The organism is Mesorhizobium sp. WSM1497, assembly GCF_001672455.2.
In the GTDB taxonomy this organism is placed as follows: Bacteria; Pseudomonadota; Alphaproteobacteria; order Rhizobiales; family Rhizobiaceae; genus Mesorhizobium; species Mesorhizobium ciceri.
Genome location: NZ_CP021070.1, coordinates 3,663,145 through 3,680,610 on the forward strand (window position 1 = coordinate 3,663,145; position 17,466 = coordinate 3,680,610).

Annotated in this window: 15 protein-coding genes; all 15 read left to right on the forward strand. The window is 63.2% G+C overall.

The genetic code is table 11. The features are described from left to right. Nucleotide 1 precedes the first annotated feature (1 nt). The 15 genes from A9K65_RS17785 to A9K65_RS17855 all read left to right on the forward strand — a co-directional run bounded on the left by A9K65_RS17785 (nt 2) and on the right by A9K65_RS17855 (nt 17,452). Complete coding sequence (locus A9K65_RS17785) at nt 2-604, forward strand: NADH-quinone oxidoreductase subunit C (protein ID WP_024501362.1); 603 nt, start codon at nt 2-4, stop codon at nt 602-604. Continuing rightward, nucleotides 605-1,795 carry an NADH-quinone oxidoreductase subunit D gene (locus A9K65_RS17790; RefSeq protein ID WP_024501361.1) on the forward strand — a complete coding sequence of 397 codons (1,191 nt, stop codon included), beginning with the start codon at nt 605-607 and terminating at the stop codon, nt 1,793-1,795. It begins immediately after the preceding gene. Further along, nucleotides 1,796-3,070 carry an NADH-quinone oxidoreductase subunit E gene (locus A9K65_RS17795; RefSeq protein ID WP_064993752.1) on the forward strand — a complete coding sequence of 425 codons (1,275 nt, stop codon included), beginning with the start codon at nt 1,796-1,798 and terminating at the stop codon, nt 3,068-3,070. Between the two features lie 10 nt (nt 3,071-3,080). Then, nucleotides 3,081-4,385, forward strand: a complete 1,305-nt coding sequence (gene nuoF, locus A9K65_RS17800) for an NADH-quinone oxidoreductase subunit NuoF (protein WP_013531094.1) — start codon at nt 3,081-3,083, stop codon at nt 4,383-4,385. Between the two features lie 70 nt (nt 4,386-4,455). Then, complete coding sequence (locus tag A9K65_RS17805) at nt 4,456-5,145, forward strand: NADH-ubiquinone dehydrogenase (RefSeq protein ID WP_027160548.1); 690 nt, start codon at nt 4,456-4,458, stop codon at nt 5,143-5,145. Between the two features lie 73 nt (nt 5,146-5,218). Continuing rightward, the gene (nuoG, locus tag A9K65_RS17810; RefSeq protein ID WP_064993751.1) at nt 5,219-7,300 is read left to right on the forward strand and encodes an NADH-quinone oxidoreductase subunit NuoG; all 2,082 of its coding nucleotides are present in this window, start codon (nt 5,219-5,221) and stop codon (nt 7,298-7,300) included. Nucleotides 7,301-7,302: 2 nt separating this feature from the next. Continuing rightward, nucleotides 7,303-8,346, forward strand: a complete 1,044-nt coding sequence (gene nuoH, locus A9K65_RS17815) for an NADH-quinone oxidoreductase subunit NuoH (protein ID WP_013531097.1) — start codon at nt 7,303-7,305, stop codon at nt 8,344-8,346. Further along, the gene (gene nuoI / locus A9K65_RS17820) at nt 8,346-8,837 is read left to right on the forward strand and encodes an NADH-quinone oxidoreductase subunit NuoI (RefSeq protein ID WP_013531098.1); all 492 of its coding nucleotides are present in this window, start codon (nt 8,346-8,348) and stop codon (nt 8,835-8,837) included. Before nuoH ends, nuoI begins: the two co-directional genes overlap by 1 nt. Nucleotides 8,838-8,962: 125 nt before the next feature. Beyond that, on the forward strand, nt 8,963-9,583 hold the full coding sequence (locus tag A9K65_RS17825) for an NADH-quinone oxidoreductase subunit J (RefSeq protein ID WP_013531099.1): 621 nt from the start codon (nt 8,963-8,965) through the stop codon (nt 9,581-9,583). A 1-nt stretch (nt 9,584) separates the two neighbouring features. After that, nucleotides 9,585-9,893: an NADH-quinone oxidoreductase subunit NuoK gene (gene nuoK, locus A9K65_RS17830; protein ID WP_010910101.1), complete on the forward strand. Its 309-nt coding sequence runs from the start codon at nt 9,585-9,587 to the stop codon at nt 9,891-9,893. A 10-nt stretch (nt 9,894-9,903) separates the two neighbouring features. After that, the gene (gene nuoL / locus A9K65_RS17835; protein ID WP_064993750.1) at nt 9,904-11,877 is read left to right on the forward strand and encodes an NADH-quinone oxidoreductase subunit L; all 1,974 of its coding nucleotides are present in this window, start codon (nt 9,904-9,906) and stop codon (nt 11,875-11,877) included. Continuing rightward, on the forward strand, nt 11,877-13,382 hold the full coding sequence (locus A9K65_RS17840; RefSeq protein WP_024501357.1) for an NADH-quinone oxidoreductase subunit M: 1,506 nt from the start codon (nt 11,877-11,879) through the stop codon (nt 13,380-13,382). Before nuoL ends, A9K65_RS17840 begins: the two co-directional genes overlap by 1 nt. Nucleotides 13,383-13,400: 18 nt before the next feature. Then, nucleotides 13,401-14,837, forward strand: coding sequence for an NADH-quinone oxidoreductase subunit NuoN (nuoN, locus tag A9K65_RS17845; RefSeq protein WP_013531102.1), 1,437 nt, complete (start codon nt 13,401-13,403; stop codon nt 14,835-14,837). A gap of 5 nt (nt 14,838-14,842) precedes the next feature. Next, the gene (locus A9K65_RS17850; protein WP_063168233.1) at nt 14,843-15,664 is read left to right on the forward strand and encodes a biotin--[acetyl-CoA-carboxylase] ligase; all 822 of its coding nucleotides are present in this window, start codon (nt 14,843-14,845) and stop codon (nt 15,662-15,664) included. 117 nt (nt 15,665-15,781) lie between these two features. Further along, entirely contained in the window at nt 15,782-17,452 is a 1,671-nt protein-coding gene (locus A9K65_RS17855) for a ribonuclease J (protein WP_013531104.1), read from the forward strand. The last annotated feature ends 14 nt before the right edge of the window (nt 17,453-17,466 follow it).

A 17,466-nucleotide genomic window follows, 5' to 3' on the forward strand; every position in this document is an offset into this window, starting at 1 on the left:
CATGACCGCATCCCTGAGCGAACTGTCGAACTATCTCGGCGAGAAGCTGATCGGCCGCGTGAACGAGGCTGATATCGCCTATGGAGAACTCACCATCCATGTCGAGCCGCGCGATCTGGTCGAGGTGATGACCTTCCTGCGCGACGATGCGCGCTGCCAGTTCATCTCGATCATCGATGTCTGCGGCGCCGACTATCCGTCGCGGGCCAAGCGTTTCGACGTCGTCTATCACCTGTTGTCGCCGAAGCAGAATGTGCGCGTCCGCGTCAAGGTGCAGGCCGACGAGGAAACCATGGTGCCGTCGATCACCGGCGTCTATCCCGGCGCCGACTGGTTCGAACGCGAGACTTACGATCTCTACGGCGTTTTGTTCTCGGGCCACCCCGACCTGCGCCGCCTGCTGACCGACTATGGCTTCGAAGGCCATCCCTTGCGCAAGGATTTCCCGCTGACCGGCTTCGTCGAGGTGCGCTACGACGACGAGGCCAAGCGCGTTATCTATGAGCCGGTCGAGCTCAAGCAGGAATTCCGCAATTTCGATTTTCTGTCCCCGTGGGAAGGTACGGATTACGTGCTGCCGGGTGACGAGAAGGCAAAGCAGTAAATGGCTGAAACCTCCGTCCGCAACTTCAACATCAATTTCGGCCCGCAACACCCCGCGGCGCACGGCGTTTTGCGCCTTGTGCTGGAGCTGGACGGCGAAGTCGTCGATCGCGTCGATCCGCATATCGGACTGCTGCATCGCGGTACCGAAAAGCTGATCGAAGCCAAAACCTATCTGCAGGCGGTGCCCTATCTCGACCGGCTCGACTATTGCGCGCCGATGAACCAGGAACATGCCTTTGCGCTGGCCGCCGAGCGTCTGCTCGGCATCGAGGTGCCGAAGCGTGGCCAGGTGATCCGCGTTCTCTACAGCGAGATCGGTCGCATCATGTCGCACATCCTCAATGTGACGACGCAGGCGATGGACGTCGGTGCGCTGACGCCGCCGCTGTGGGGCTTCGTCGAACGCGAAAAGCTGATGGTGTTCTATGAGCGCGCCTCCGGTTCGCGCATGCATGCCGCTTATTTTCGGCCCGGCGGCGTCCATCAGGACCTGCCGCGTCAACTGGTCGAGGACATCGGCAAGTGGATCGACCCGTTCCTGAAGTCGATCGACGACCTCGACCGGCTGCTGACCGGCAACCGCATCTTCAAGCAGCGCAATGTCGATATCGGCATCGTCTCGCTGGCGGATGCCTGGGCCTGGGGTTTTTCGGGCGTGATGGTGCGTGGCTCGGGTGCAGCCTGGGATCTGCGCAAGTCGCAACCCTATGAATGCTATTCGGAGATGGATTTCGATATTCCGATCGGCAAGAACGGCGACTGCTTCGACCGCTACCTCGTACGCATGGAAGAAATGCGCCAGTCGGCGAAGATCATGCGCCAGTGCGTCGACCTTTTGCTCGGCAAGGAGAGCACCGGCCCGGTGTCGAACCTCGATGGCAAGGTGGTGCCGCCCAAGCGCCAGGCGATGAAGCGCTCGATGGAAGCGCTGATCCATCACTTCAAGCTCTACACCGAGGGTTATCGCGTGCCGGCCGGCGAGGTTTACGCCGCGGTCGAGGCGCCGAAGGGCGAATTCGGCGTCTATCTGGTTTCGGACGGCTCCAACAAGCCCTACCGCTGCAAGCTGCGCGCGCCGGGTTTCGCGCATCTGCAGGCGATGGATTTCCTCTGCCGCGGCCACATGCTGGCCGACGTCACCGCCGTTCTCGGCTCCCTCGACATCGTGTTTGGTGAGGTCGATCGCTAAATGTCAGTCCGCCGTCTCGCAGAAGCCAGCGTCCAGCCAGCATCCTTCGCCTTCAACCGGGCGAATGCCGCGGCTGCGAAGCAATGGATCAAGAAGTACCCGAAGGGCCGTGAACAGTCGGCCATCATCCCGCTTCTGATGATAGCACAGGAGCAGGAAGGCTGGGTGACGAAGGCGGCGATCGAGACGATCTCCGACATGCTCGGCATGCCCCGCATCCGCGGGCTGGAAGTCGCGACCTTCTACACGCAGTACCAGTTGAATCCGGTCGGCACGCGTGCGCACATCCAGGTCTGCGGCACCACGCCCTGCATGCTGCGCGGTTCGGAAGCGCTGATGGATGTCTGCCGCTCCAAAGTCCATCACGACCAGTTCCACACCAACGACAAGGGAACCTTGTCCTGGGAAGAGGTGGAATGCCTCGGTGCCTGCGTCAACGCACCGATGGTGATGATCTTCAAGGACACGTTCGAGGATCTGACGCCGGAACGCCTGGCTGAAATCATCGATCTCTATGACGCCGGCAAGGGTGCTGCGGTAGAACCGGGGCCGCAGAATGGCCGCACCGGCTCGGAGCCGGCCTCCGGCCTCACCACGCTGAAGAGCGAAAAGGCGATCCTCAAGTCGACCCGCGACAGGGAAGCCAGGGAGGCGGCCAAGGCCGCCAGGGCGGCACCCGACGCGATCGTCGCAGTGCCGGCGCCGGCCGCGGCCCCTGTCGCACCGTCCAACACCAGCAAGCCGAAGACCGACGCCCCTGAAACCAGCCCGGCGTTGAAGACGCCTTCAAAAACCAAGGTCGCGCCGGCGGTTGAAAAGGCGGCGAGTGTTGCCGCTCCACTGCATTCGGCCGCCAATGCCAACAAGGCAGACTCCAAAGTCGAGCAGGTTTCCAAGCAGCGCAGTGGCCCCATCACCAAGGCCGAGCCGGCCTCCGCCTTCAAGGCGCCAGAGGTCAAGGTACCGGCCGCCAAGCCGGCCAAACCGTCGCTCGGGGACAAGAATCGCCCGGCCGGCATCGACAGGCCGGCACAGGTCGATGACCTCAAACTGATCTCCGGCGTCGGCCCCAAGATCGAGGGCATCCTGCATACGCTGGGCATCTTTACCTTCGCGCAGGTCGCGTCGTGGAAGAAGGCCGAACGCGAGTGGGTGGATGGCTATCTCTCTTTCCAGGGCCGCATCGATCGCGACGACTGGGTCAAGCAGGCCAAGGCGCTCGCCAAGGGTGGCGTCGCCGAATACATCCGCGTCTTCGGCAAGAAGCCGGTCTGAGGGACGAAAAATGCTCGGGGATAAAGACCGCATCTTCACCAATATCTACGGCCTGTTCGACAAGTCCTTGGCCGGCGCGATGGCGCGCGGCGCCTGGGATAACACGCCCGGCATCGTCGCCAAGGGCCGCGAGTGGATCGTCAACGAGATGAAGGCGTCGGGCCTGCGCGGCCGTGGCGGCGCCGGCTTCCCGACCGGCCTCAAATGGTCGTTCATGCCCAAGCAGAGCGATGGCCGGCCGAGCTATCTCGTGATCAACGCCGACGAATCCGAGCCCGGCACCTGCAAGGACCGCGACATCCTGCGCAACGACCCGCACACGCTGGTCGAGGGCGCGCTGCTTGCCGGTTTCGCCATGGGTGCGGTTGCCGCCTACATCTATGTGCGCGGCGAGTTCATCCGCGAGCGCGAGGCGCTGCAGCGCGCGATCGAGGAGGCCTATGAGGCCAAGCTGATCGGCAAGAACAACACCTCCGGCTACGATTTCGACATCTACATGCACCACGGCGCCGGCGCCTATATCTGCGGCGAGGAGACAGCGCTCCTCGAAAGCCTCGAAGGCAAGAAGGGCCAGCCGCGGCTGAAGCCGCCATTCCCGGCCAATGTCGGCCTCTATGGCTGTCCGACCACGGTCAACAATGTCGAATCGATCGCGGTTGCGCCGACCATCCTGCGCCGCGGCGCGGCCTGGTTCTCGTCCTTCGGCCGGCCCAACAATGTCGGCACCAAGCTGTTTTGCATCTCCGGCCACGTCAACAATCCGTGCACGGTCGAAGAGGCGATGTCGATCCCGTTCCGCGAGCTGATCGAGACGCATTGCGGCGGCATTCGCGGCGGCTGGGACAATCTTTTGGCGGTCATACCGGGCGGCGCTTCGGTGCCGCTGGTGCCGGCCGAACAGATCATCGACGCGCCGATGGATTTCGACGCGCTGCGCGATCTCAAATCCGGCCTCGGAACCGCGGCTGTCATCGTCATGGACAAGTCGACCGATGTCGTGAAGGCGATCGCGCGGCTTTCCTACTTCTACAAGCACGAGAGCTGCGGCCAGTGCACGCCATGCCGCGAAGGCACCGGCTGGATGTGGCGGGTGATGGAACGGCTGGTGCGCGGCGAGGCGCAGAAGCGCGAGATCGATATGCTGCTCGACGTCACCAAGCAGATCGAAGGCCATACGATCTGCGCGCTGGGCGACGCGGCGGCATGGCCGATCCAGGGCCTGATGCGGCATTTCCGCGGCGAAGTGGAGCGGCGCATCGACGAGTTTTCGCGCAATGCGCACCGGGCCGAGCCTGTGATGGTGGCGGCGGAATAGAAGAACGTTTTACGCGGACGAAAGTCCGCAGCGAAGGGCGGGCGAACGACGAAACGACCAGGAGAACTCTATGGCGCCGTATTCGAACCCGCTGATGCCCAATTTGGACCAGATCGACAAGATGAACCAGGACTTGACCAGGATGATGCCGAAGGAGATGGCCAGTGCCGTCAACCTTTTCGTGCATCCTGTGGCGGGTGCGGCGGCGATGTCGGCGCTTGGCCTCGGGCTTGCCAATCATGCTTTCGGCGTCTGGCTGGGCGCGTTTTCAGGTGCGGCAGAAGCCTCGCAACGGCTGCTGCAGCCGATCGTCGATGATTTCGAGGCGCGCGTCGCGCAGTTCGATGATCCGAACTCTTCCTCCACCAAGGCGCGGGCGACGGCGAAAACCATGATCGCCGAGGCGCAGTCCTTCGCCAGGGAGGTCACCGATATTGCCGCCAAGGAAGCCGCAACTGCCGTGCCGGCCGCAAACGCCGCTCCAGCAACAAGCGGCGTCGGCGATGCGCTGTTGCCCGAGGATTTCAGGCAGCCCAAGGCCGTGGAGAAGCCGGCGAAACCGGCGGATCTCAAGGCGATATCGGGCATCGGGCCCAAGCTGGAAAAGGTTCTCAACGGCCTCGGCATCTGGACGTATGCCCAGATCGCGGCATGGACGCCGCAAGAGGTTGCCTGGGTCGAGGACTATCTGTCGCTCGGCGGCCGCATCGGCCGCGACGATTGGACAGCTCAAGCGGCGGCGCTCGCCGTCAAGAAGTGAATGAAGTGCCCGACGTGGTCTCGACCGCGTCCGGAAAAAGAGATTGCGGGAACTCCGCAGGGGTTTGAGGCGAATGGCAAAGCTCAAGGTCGACGGGAAAGAGATCACTGTACCCGACCACTACACGCTGCTGCAGGCGGCGGAAGACGCTGGCGCGGAAGTGCCGCGCTTCTGCTTCCATGAGCGGCTGTCGATCGCCGGCAATTGCCGCATGTGCCTGATCGAGGTGAAGGGCGGGCCGCCCAAGCCGCAGGCTTCCTGCGCCATGAACGTGCGCGACCTGCGTCCCGGCCCGAATGGCGAGGCGCCGGAAATCTTCACCAACACGCCGATGGTCAAGAAGGCCAGGGAAGGCGTGATGGAGTTCCTGCTGATCAACCATCCGCTGGATTGCCCGATCTGCGACCAGGGCGGCGAATGCGACCTGCAGGACCAGGCGATGGCTTTCGGCGTCGATTCCTCGCGCTATCACGAGAACAAGCGCGCGGTCGAAGACAAATACATCGGACCGCTGGTGAAGACGGTGATGAACCGCTGCATCCACTGCACGCGCTGCGTCCGCTTCACCACCGAAGTCGCCGGCATTTCCGAACTGGGCCTGATCGGCCGTGGCGAGGATGCCGAGATCACCACCTATCTCGAACAGGCGATGACCTCGGAGCTGCAGGGCAATGTCATCGACCTTTGCCCGGTCGGCGCGCTGACCTCGAAGCCATTCGCCTTCCAGGCGCGGCCGTGGGAGCTGACCAAGACCGAATCCATCGACGTGATGGATGCGGTCGGCTCGGCGATCCGCGTCGATAGCCGGGGCCGCGAAGTGATGCGCATCCTGCCGCGCGTCAACGAGGCGGTGAACGAGGAGTGGATCTCCGACAAGACCCGCTTCATCTGGGACGGCCTGCGCACGCAGCGTCTCGACCGCCCCTATGTGCGCAAGGACGGCAGGCTGGTTGCCGCCAGCTGGGCCGAGGCCTTCGCCGCGATCAAGGATGCGGTGTCGAAGACGGCGCCCGAAAAGATCGGCGCTATCGCGGGCGATCTCGCCGCCGTCGAAGAAACCTATGCGCTCAAGCTGCTGATGGCTTCGCTCGGCTCGAAGAACACCGATTGCCGCCAGGATGGCGCTGCACTCGACCCGGCGCTCGGCCGTGCGAGCTACATCTTCAACCCGACCATCGAAGGCATCGAGCAGGCCGATGCGGTGCTGATCATCGGCGCCAACCCACGCTATGAAGCCTCGGTGCTCAACGCCCGTATCCGCAAGCGCTGGCGGACCGGCAATCTGCCGGTCGGTGTCATCGGCGATGTCGGCGATACCCGATACGACTACGAACAGCTGGGCGCCGGGCCGGATTCGCTGAAGGATTTGGCCGACGGAAACGGCAAGTTCTTCCAGACGCTGAAGAAGGCGACACACCCGCTGATCATCGTCGGACAGGGCGCGCTGGCGCGTGCCGATGGCGCAGCCGTGCTCGGCCAGGCGGCCAAGCTCGCGGCCGCCGTCAACGCTGCTCGCGCAGACTGGAACGGCTTTGCCGTGCTGCACAATGCGGCCGGGCGCGTCGGCGGTCTCGATCTCGGCTTCGTGCCGGGCGAGGGCGGCAGAAACGTTGCCGGCATGCTGGGCGAAATGGAGCTCTTGTTCCTGCTCGGCGCCGACGAGATCGACATGGCCAAGACCGGCGGCGCCTTCGTCGTCTATATCGGCACGCATGGCGACCAGGGCGCGCACCGCGCCAATGTCATCCTGCCGGCGGCCGCCTACACGGAAAAATCGGCCACCTATGTCAACACCGAAGGGCGCGTGCAGCAGACCAACCGCGCCGGCTTCGCGCCGGGCGAGGCGCGCGAGGACTGGGCGATCCTGCGGGCGCTGTCGGATGTGCTCGGCAAGAAACTGCCGTTCGATTCGCTGCCGCAGCTGCGCGCCAAGCTTTATGGCGAATACCCGCATCTGGCCCGTATCGACCAGGTCGCGGCCGGCAATGCCGAGGATATCGCCGAGGTGGCGAAGCTCGGCGGACGGCTGAACAAGGGCACCTTCACCTCGCCGGTGACGGATTTCTACCTGACCAACCCGATCGCGCGGGCATCGGCCGTGATGGCGGAATGCTCGGCACTGGCCAAGAGCGGCTTCAAGCAGGCGGCAGAATAAGCATGGACACTTTCTTCTCCTTCTACGTGCTGCCGGCGCTGCTGATCCTGTTGAAGTCAGTCGTGCTGATCGTTGTTCTTTTGATCTTCGTCGCCTACATCCTCTACGCCGACCGCAAGATCTGGGCGGCGGTGCAATTGCGCCGTGGCCCGAACGTCGTCGGCCCCTGGGGCACGCTGCAGGCTTTCGCCGATCTGTTGAAGTTCGTCTTCAAGGAGCCGGTCATCCCGTCAGGCGCCAACAAGGGCGTGTTTCTTTTGGCGCCGCTGGTGTCGGCCGTGCTGGCGATCTCGGCCTGGGCGGTCATCCCGGTCAGCCACGGCTGGGCGATCGCCAACGTCAATGTCGGCATCCTCTATGTCTTCGCCATCTCCTCGCTCGAGGTCTACGGCGTGATCATGGGCGGCTGGGCGTCGAACTCGAAATATCCGTTCCTCGGCGCGCTGCGCTCGGCCGCGCAGATGGTGTCCTACGAAGTCTCGATCGGCTTCGTCATCGTCACCGTTCTGCTCACCGCCGGCTCGCTCAACCTCACCGATATCGTGCTGTCGCAGCATGATGGAATTGGTACGCGGCTTGGCCTGCCCAACACCTTCCTCGACTGGAACTGGCTGGCGCTGTTCCCGATGTTCATCATCTTCTTCATCTCGGCACTGGCCGAGACGAACCGCCCGCCCTTCGATCTGGTCGAAGCCGAATCGGAACTGGTCGCCGGCCACATGGTCGAATATTCGTCGACCCCGTTCCTTTTGTTCTTCCTCGGCGAGTATGTCGCCATCGTGCTGATGTGCGCGCTGGCCACCATCCTGTTCCTCGGCGGCTGGCTGCCTCCGTTCGACTTCGCGCCGTTCACCTGGGTGCCGGGCGTCATCTGGTTCGTGCTGAAAGTCTGCTTCGTGTTCTTCGGCATCTCCATGGTGAAGGCCTTCGTGCCGCGCTACCGCTACGACCAATTGATGCGGCTTGGCTGGAAAGTGTTCCTGCCGATCTCGCTGTTCATGGTGGTCGCCACCGCGGCCTTCCTCAAGATCACGGGGTTTGCGTGATGTCCGCTCTTTCCCAAGCCGCCAAATCGCTGCTGCTGCAGGATTTCGTCAGCGCCTTCTTCCTGTCGATGCGCCAGTTCTTCGCGCCGAAGGAGACGATCAACTATCCGCACGAGAAGGGGCCAACCAGCCCGCGCTTCCGCGGCGAGCATGCGTTGCGCCGTTACCCGAACGGCGAGGAACGCTGCATCGCCTGCAAATTGTGCGAGGCGATCTGCCCCGCGCAGGCCATCACCATCGAGGCCGGCCCGCGCCGCAATGACGGCACCCGCCGCACGGTGCGTTACGACATCGACATGGTGAAGTGCATCTATTGCGGCTTCTGCCAGGAAGCCTGCCCGGTCGACGCCATTGTCGAGGGGCCGAATTTCGAGTTCGCGACGGAGACGCGCGAGGAACTCTACTACGACAAGGACAGGCTGTTGGCGAATGGCGACCGGTGGGAGCGCGAGCTGGCGCGTAACATCTCGCTGGACTCGCCCTACCGCTGATATTTGACGCATGGACGGGGCGAGGGGCCTCGTCTAAGGACACAACGAAACTTGCGGCCGGAGGCGGCAGCAAACATCGAAACAGGACGGTTGTCCTGTTTGTACAGGAACCCGGGGGATCCCCAATGTTAAGTGGACTAGAGGCGGCCTTTTTCTACCTCTTCGCCTTTGTCGCGGTGGCATCGGCGTTCATGGTCATTTCGTCGCGCAACCCCGTGCATTCGGTGCTGTTCCTGATCCTGACCTTCTTCAACGCCGCCGGCCTGTTCATGCTGACCGGCGCCGAGTTCCTGGCGATGATCCTGCTCGTCGTCTATGTCGGCGCGGTGATGGTTCTGTTCCTGTTCGTCGTCATGATGCTCGACGTCGATTTCGCCGAACTGAAGAGCGGCGCCCTGCAATATGCGCCGATCGGCGCGCTGGTCGGGCTGATCCTGGCGGCGGAGCTGATCGTGGTTCTCGGCGGCTACACCTTCGCGCCGCAGCTCGCTTCGACGGTCTCCAAGCCCATTCCGGATCTTGCCACGCGGACCAATACCGCCGCGCTCGGCGACATCCTCTATACGGACTACCTCTACTACTTCCAGATTTCGGGCCTCGTGCTGCTGGTCGCCATGATCGGCGCCATCGTGCTGACGCTGCGCCACAAGCCAGGCGTCAAGCGGCAGTCGATCGCAGCCCAGGTCGGCCGCACACCGGCGACCGGCATGGAAATCCGCAAGGTCAAGACAGGCGAGGGACTCTGAGATGGTTGTCGGCATCGCACATTATCTGACCGTATCGGCTGTTCTGTTCACGCTCGGCGTGTTCGGCATCTTCCTGAACCGCAAGAACGTCATCGTCATCCTGATGTCGGTCGAGCTGATCCTGCTGGCGGTCAACATCAACTTCGTCGCCTTTTCGGCAGCACTCGGCGATCTGGTCGGCCAGGTGTTCGCGCTGTTCGTGCTGACGGTCGCGGCGGCCGAAGCCGCCATCGGACTTGCCATTCTCGTCGTCTTCTTCCGCAACCGCGGCTCGATCGCGGTCGAAGACGTGAACATGATGAAGGGTTGACGGAACCACCATGTATCAGGCCATCGTCTTCCTTCCCCTGCTCGGCTTCCTGATCGTCGGCCTGTTCGGCACGTCGCTCGGCGCCAAGGCGTCCGAATACATCACCTCGGGTTTCCTGGTGATCGCGGCCGTGCTGTCGTGGGTCGCGTTCTTCACCGTCGGTTTCGGCCATGGCGAGGTGTTCACCGTGCCCGTGCTGCGCTGGATACAGTCGGGTGGGCTGGAAGCGTCCTGGGCGCTCCGGATCGACACGCTGACGGTGGTCATGCTGGTGGTGGTCAACACCGTGTCGGCGCTGGTCCACATCTATTCGATCGGCTACATGCACCACGATCCGAACCGGCCGCGCTTCTTCGCCTATCTGTCGCTGTTCACCTTCGCCATGCTGATGCTGGTGACGGCGGACAACCTCGTGCAGATGTTCTTCGGCTGGGAAGGGGTGGGGCTGGCGTCCTATCTGCTGATCGGCTTCTGGTACAAGAAGCCGTCGGCCAATGCCGCGGCAATCAAGGCCTTTGTCGTCAACCGTGTCGGCGATTTCGGCTTCGCACTCGGCATCTTCGGCGTGTTCGTGCTGTTCGGCTCGGTCAATCTGGGCACCATCTTCGCCAATGCGGCGACGTTCATCCCCGCTGAAGGCGCGCCGCAGGGTGCCGCGGTGCTGACTTTCCTTGGCCATGCGCTGGACAAGCAGGCGGCCATGACGATCGTCTGCCTGCTCCTGTTCATGGGTGCCATGGGCAAGTCGGCGCAAGTGCCGCTGCACACCTGGCTGCCGGACGCCATGGAAGGCCCGACGCCGGTTTCGGCCCTGATCCATGCCGCCACCATGGTGACGGCGGGCGTGTTCATGCTGGCGCGGTTGTCGCCGCTGTTCGAACTGTCGCATTCGGCGCTGACGGTCGTGACCTTCATCGGTGCCTTCACGGCCTTCTTCGCGGCCACCGTCGGTCTCGTCCAGAACGACATCAAGCGCGTCATCGCCTATTCGACCTGCTCGCAGCTCGGCTACATGTTCGTGGCGCTCGGCGTCGGCGCCTATGGCGCGGCGATCTTCCACCTGTTCACGCATGCCTTCTTCAAGGCGCTGCTGTTCCTCGGCTCGGGCTCGGTCATCCATGCCGTGTCCGACGAGCAGGACATGCGCAAGATGGGCGGCCTCAGGAAACTGATCCCGACCACCTACTGGATGATGGTGATCGGCACGCTGGCGCTGACCGGCGTCGGCATTCCGGTGACGGTCATCGGCACCGCCGGCTTCTTCTCCAAGGACGCCATCATCGAGAGCGCCTTTGCCGGCCACAATTCGGTTGCCGGCATGGCCTTCGTGCTTTTGGTCATCGCCGCCTGCTTCACCTCCTTCTACTCCTGGCGGCTGATCTTCATGACCTTCCACGGCAAGCCGCGGGCGAGCCATGAGGTCATGCACCATGTCCATGAATCGCCGCCGGTGATGCTGGTGCCGCTGTTCATCCTGGCTGCGGGTGCGCTGTTTGCCGGCGTCATCTTCCACAACGCCTTCATCGGCGAGGGCTATGCCGAGTTCTGGAAGGCATCGCTGTTCACATTGCCTGACAATCACATCCTGCACGACATCCACGAATTGCCGCTGTGGGTCGAACTGTCGCCCTTCATCGCCATGCTGATCGGCTTCGCGCTGGCCTGGAAATTCTACATCCGCTCGCCGGAAATGCCGGTCAACCTGGCCGCGCAGCATCGCGGGCTCTACGCCTTCCTGCTCAACAAGTGGTATTTCGACGAGCTCTACGACTTCCTGTTCGTGCGGCCCGCCAAGCGCCTCGGCCACTTCCTGTGGAAGACCGGCGACGGCACCGTCATCGACGGCCTCGGCCCCGACGGTATTTCGGCGCGCGTCGTCGATGTCACCAACCGCGTCGTCAAGCTGCAGACCGGCTATCTCTACCACTACGCCTTCGCCATGCTGATCGGCGTTGCCGCACTCGTCACCTGGATGATGCTCTGATGACCGCCTGGCCAATCCTCTCGCTGGTCACCTTCCTGCCGCTGGTTGGTGTGCTGCTTATCCTGTTCATCAATGACGACAGCGAAAATGCACGCCGCAACATCCGCGCCATCGCGCTGTTGACGACGACTTTCACGTTCATCATCTCGCTGTTCATCTGGACCGGATTCGACAATTCGCAGTCCGGCTTCCAGTTCGTCGAGAAGGTCGCCTGGCTCGATTCCGGCATTTCCTACCATATGGGCGTCGACGGCATCTCGATGCTGTTCGTCATCCTGACGACCTTCCTGATGCCGCTCTGCATCCTGGCCTCGTGGGAATCGATCGAGAAGCGCGTCAAGGCCTACATGATTGCCTTCCTGCTGCTCGAAACGCTGATGATCGGCGTGTTCTGCGCGCTGGACATCGTGCTGTTCTACGTCTTCTTCGAAGCCGGCCTGATCCCGATGTTCATCATCATCGGCGTCTGGGGCGGCAAGCGGCGCGTCTACGCCTCGTTCAAGTTCTTCCTCTACACGCTCGCCGGTTCGGTGCTGATGCTGCTCGCCATCATGGCGATGTTCTTCCAGTCCGGCACAACCGACATCCCGACGCTGCTGACCCACAACTTCCCGGCCAACATGCAGACCTGGCTATGGCTTGCCTTCTTCGCCTCCTTCGCGGTGAAGATGCCGATGTGGCCGGTGCACACCTGGCTGCCCGACGCGCACGTCGAGGCGCCGACGGCGGGCTCCGTCATCCTGGCCGGCATCCTGTTGAAAATGGGCGGGTACGGCTTCCTGCGCTTCTCCTTGCCGATGTTCCCGCTGGCGTCGGAAATGTTCGCGCCGCTGGTCTTCGCGCTGTCCGTCGTCGCCATCATCTACACCTCGCTGGTGGCGCTGATGCAGGAGGACATGAAGAAGCTGATCGCCTATTCGTCGGTTGCCCATATGGGCTTCGTCACCATGGGCATCTTCGCCATGAACCAGGAAGGCGTGCAGGGCGCGATCTTCCAGATGCTCAGCCACGGCCTCGTCTCCGGCGCGCTGTTCCTGTGCGTCGGCGTCATCTACGACCGCATGCACACACGTGAGATCGCGGCCTATGGCGGGCTGGTCAACAACATGCCGAAATACGCCACGGTGTTCCTGATCTTCACCATGGCCAATGTCGGCCTGCCCGGTACCAGCGGCTTCGTCGGCGAGTTCCTGACCATGCTCGGCGTGTTCCGGGTCAACACATGGGTGGCGTTCTTCGCCGCCACCGGCGTCATCCTGTCGGCCGCCTACGCGCTCTGGCTCTACCGCCGGGTGATCTTCGGCGCACTGACCAAGGAGAGCCTGAAGGGACTGCTCGACCTGTCGCCGCGCGAGAAGGTGATCATCTACCCGCTGGTCGTGCTGGTCATCTTCTTCGGCGTCTATCCCGCCCCGGTCTTCGACGCGACGGCCCAATCGGTCAAGTCGCTCGTCACCAATGTCACTGCATCCATCGGCGCCGCGCAGACCGCGGCGGCGAACTGACCAGAGGTTTTGCGAACCATGACGCCGGACCTTCTCTCCAGCCTGTCGCTCTCGACGCCAGAGCTGATCCTTGCCGTCGGAGCGCTGGCGCTGCTGATGGTCGGAGCCTATTCGCGCGCCAACACGGCCAACACGGTAACCGGCCTCGCGGTTGCCGTGCTGGCGATCGCGGGCGCCTGGCTGATCTTCCGAACCGGGCAGGGCAGCGCTTATGGCAATGCCTTCATCCAGGATTCCTTCGGCCGCTTCATGAAGGTGCTGGCACTGGTCGGCTCGGCGGTGACGCTGGTGATGTCGATGCGCTTCGCCAAGGCGGAGCGTTTCGACAAGTTCGAATATCCGGTGCTGATCCTGCTGTGCACGCTCGGCATGATGCTGATGATCTCGGCCAACAGCATGATCGGCCTCTATCTCGGCCTCGAGCTGCAGTCGCTGGCGATCTATGTGCTGTGCGCGATCAACCGCGACAATCTGCGCTCGACCGAAGCGGGCCTCAAATATTTCGTTCTCGGTGCGCTGTCGTCGGGCATGCTGCTCTATGGCATCAGCCTGGTCTACGGCTACACCGGCAACACCGGCTTCCAGGAAATCGCCACGGCACTCGGCAGCGGCGAGCGCCAGCTTGGCCTCGTTTTCGGCCTCGTCTTCGTGCTGGCCGGCCTTGCCTTCAAGATTTCCGCGGTGCCGTTCCACATGTGGACGCCTGACGTCTATGAGGGCGCGCCGACTCCGGTGACGGCCTTCCTGGCGGCGGCGCCGAAAATGGCGGCGATGGCACTGATCGTGCGCGTCACCATGGGCGCGTTCAAGCCGATCGCCGCCGACTGGCAGCAGATCATCGTCTTCATCTCGATCGCCTCGATGGCACTCGGCTCCTTCGCCGCAATCGGGCAGACCAACATCAAGCGCCTGATGGCCTATTCCTCGATTGGCCATATGGGTTACGCGCTGGTCGGCCTTGCCGCCAACAGCCAGGCCGGTGTGCGCGGCGTTGCCATCTACATGCTGATCTATCTGGTGATGACGCTCGGCACCTTCGCCTTCATCCTCGCCATGCGGCGCAAGGAAGGCAATGTCGAGCAGATCAGCGACCTGGCCGGCCTGTCGTCGACCAATCCGGTCATGGCGACGATCCTGACCATCCTGATGTTCTCACTCGCCGGCATTCCACCGCTCGCCGGCTTCTGGGGGAAATGGTACGTCTTCCTCGCCGCCATCAACGCCAATCTCTACGCGCTGGCGATCATCGGCGTGCTGGCCTCGGTGGTCGGCGCCTATTACTATTTGCGCATCATCAAGATCATGTGGTTCGACGAACCGGTCGGCGGCTTCGTGCCGATGGCGACGGAATTGCGTGTCGTGCTCGGCGTCTCCGGCGCCTTCGTGCTGTTCTACGTGTTGATCGGTGGGCCGATCGGCACCTATGCCGAAGCCGCCGCCAAGACGTTTTTCTAGACGGCATGGCATTTCGGCTGGCTCCAACCTCGGCGTCGGAAGGGTTCCGGCTCGAGGCGCATGAGAGCGTCGGCTCCACCAATGCGCTGGCACTGGACCACGCAAGGGCAGGCGACGCCGGCAAATTGTGGGTCGTTTCCAAGAAGCAGGAAAGCGGGCGTGGCCGGCGCGGCCGCGTCTGGGCGACCCCAGAAGGCAACCTGGCGGCGACGCTGCTCGTCATCACCAAGGCAGAGCTTCGCCTTGCCGCGACGTTGGGCTTCGTCGCAGGACTGGCGCTGGCCGATGCACTCGATGCCGTGGTGCCGAAGGGCCGGATCGCCATTGGCCTCGACGGTGGCAGCGAAGGAAAAAACCGTTTCGAGCTGAAATGGCCGAACGACGTGCTTGCCTCCGGCGCCAAGCTGGCCGGCATCCTGCTGGAATCGGCAATCCTCGAGGGCGGCCGTTTCGGAGTGGCGGTCGGCATCGGCGTCAATGTGGTGGCATACCCTGAGGATTTGCCGTATCCCGCAACTTCCTTGCGCGCGCTGGGCGCGGCATGCGATGCGGAAACACTGTTCCTGGCGCTGTCGGATGCCTGGAGCGAGAATGCCCGATTGTGGGATGAGGGGCGCGGACTTGCCGCCGTCAGGCGACGGTGGCTTGATCGTGCCGCGGGGCTCGGCGGCGAGGTTGCCGTCAGAATTGACGGTAATGTGGTGCGCGGGGTGTTTGAGACCATTGACGAGGACTGCCGTTTCGTGATCCGCGACGATGAAGGTTCGGTTCGGACGATCGCCGCCGGCGATGTGCATTTCGGCGCGGTCGCTTCGGCCAGGGCATAGGGCCGTTCATGAACGGTTCTAACTGTTTGTTTTTACGCAACTCCGGTGGGAAAACCGTTACACACTTTTCCCGGAATTGCTTTTGAGCTTGGCCTGAGGGCCAGGAAGGGAAAAATCATGGCGAAAGCGGAAAACGCCGAACTCGTCTTCGTGCCGCTCGGCGGCGTCGGCGAGATCGGCATGAACTTCGCTCTTTACGGCTACGGGCCGCCCAGCGCGCGCGAATGGATCGTCATCGATGTCGGAGTGACCTTCCCCGATGCCAGCCTGCCGGGCGTCGACCTAGTGCTGCCCGACACACGCTTCATCGAGGAGAACCTCGCCAATCTGCGCGGCATCATCATCACGCATGCGCATGAAGACCATTACGGCGCGCTGCTCGACACATGGCCGAAGCTGAAGGCGCCGGTCTGGATGACGCCGTTCAGCGCCGGCCTGCTGGAAGCCAAGCGGCAAGGCGAGCAGGGCGCACCGAAAATACCGGTCACGATCTACCGGGCGGGCGAGAAATTCACCGTCGGCCCCTTCGAGATCGAAGCCATTCCGGTCGCGCACTCGATTCCCGAGCCGATGTCGCTGGCGATCACCTCGCCGGCAGGCACCGTCATCCATACCGGTGACTGGAAGATCGATCCGGAGCCGACGATCGGGCCGAAGACCGACGAGGCGCGTTTCCGCGCCTATGGCGACAAGGGCGTTCTGGCGCTGATCTGCGATTCGACCAATGCGCTGCGCGAAGGCGAGTCGCCTTCGGAAGTGGCTGTGGGCGAGGGCCTCAAGGGCGTCATCCAGGCTGCCAAAGGCCGTGTCGCCGTCACCACGTTCTCCTCCAATGTCGGACGCATCGTCTCGATCGCCAAAGCGGCCCGCGATGCCGGACGCCAGTGCCTGGTGCTTGGCCGTTCGCTGAAGCGGGTCATCGATGTGGCCGGAGAACTCGGCTACATGGACGGTCTGCCGGAGTTCATCGCCGAGGAGGATTTTGGTTTCATCCCGCGCGAAAACCTGGTCATCATCTGCACCGGCAGCCAGGGCGAGCCGCTGGCCGCACTGGCCAAGCTGTCGCGCGAAGAGATGAAGTCGGTGTCGCTGACGGCAGGCGACACAGTGGTGTTTTCTTCGCGTACGATTCCCGGCAACGAGAAGGCGATCCTCGAGATCAAGAACCGTCTCATCGACCTCGGCGTCAAGATCATCGAGGACGGCGATGCGCTGGTGCATGTCTCCGGCCATCCGCGGCGCAGCGAATTGCGCAAGATGTATGAATGGGTGCGCCCGCAGATCGGCGTTCCCGTGCATGGCGAGGCGGCACATCTGGTGGCGCAGGGCTCGCTGATGTCGACATCGGGCATCGGCCAGGTGGCGCAGGTGCGCGACGGCGACATGCTCAGGCTTGCTCCCGGCCCAGCCACCATCATGGATCAGGTGCCGTTCGGCCGTATCTACAAGGATGGCAGACTGATCGGCACCGATCAGGCGATGGGCATCCGCGACCGGCGCAAATTGTCCTTTGCCGGCCACGTGGCGGTCAATGTCGTGTTGGACGACAAATATGAGCTTGCCGGCGACCCCGATTTGGTCGCCATCGGCGTCGCCGAGGCCGATGGCCGTGGCGAGTCGCTGGAAGATCTGATGATCGATGCGGCAATCGGCGCGGTGGACTCGATCCCCCGTCAGCGCCGAAAAGACCTCGACCTGGTGCAGGAAGCAGTGCGGCGCGCCGTGCGCGGCGCCGCCAACGAAGCCTGGGGCAAGAAGCCGCTGGTGACGGTGTTCGTCACTCGCTGAGGGGAGTAGGGCAG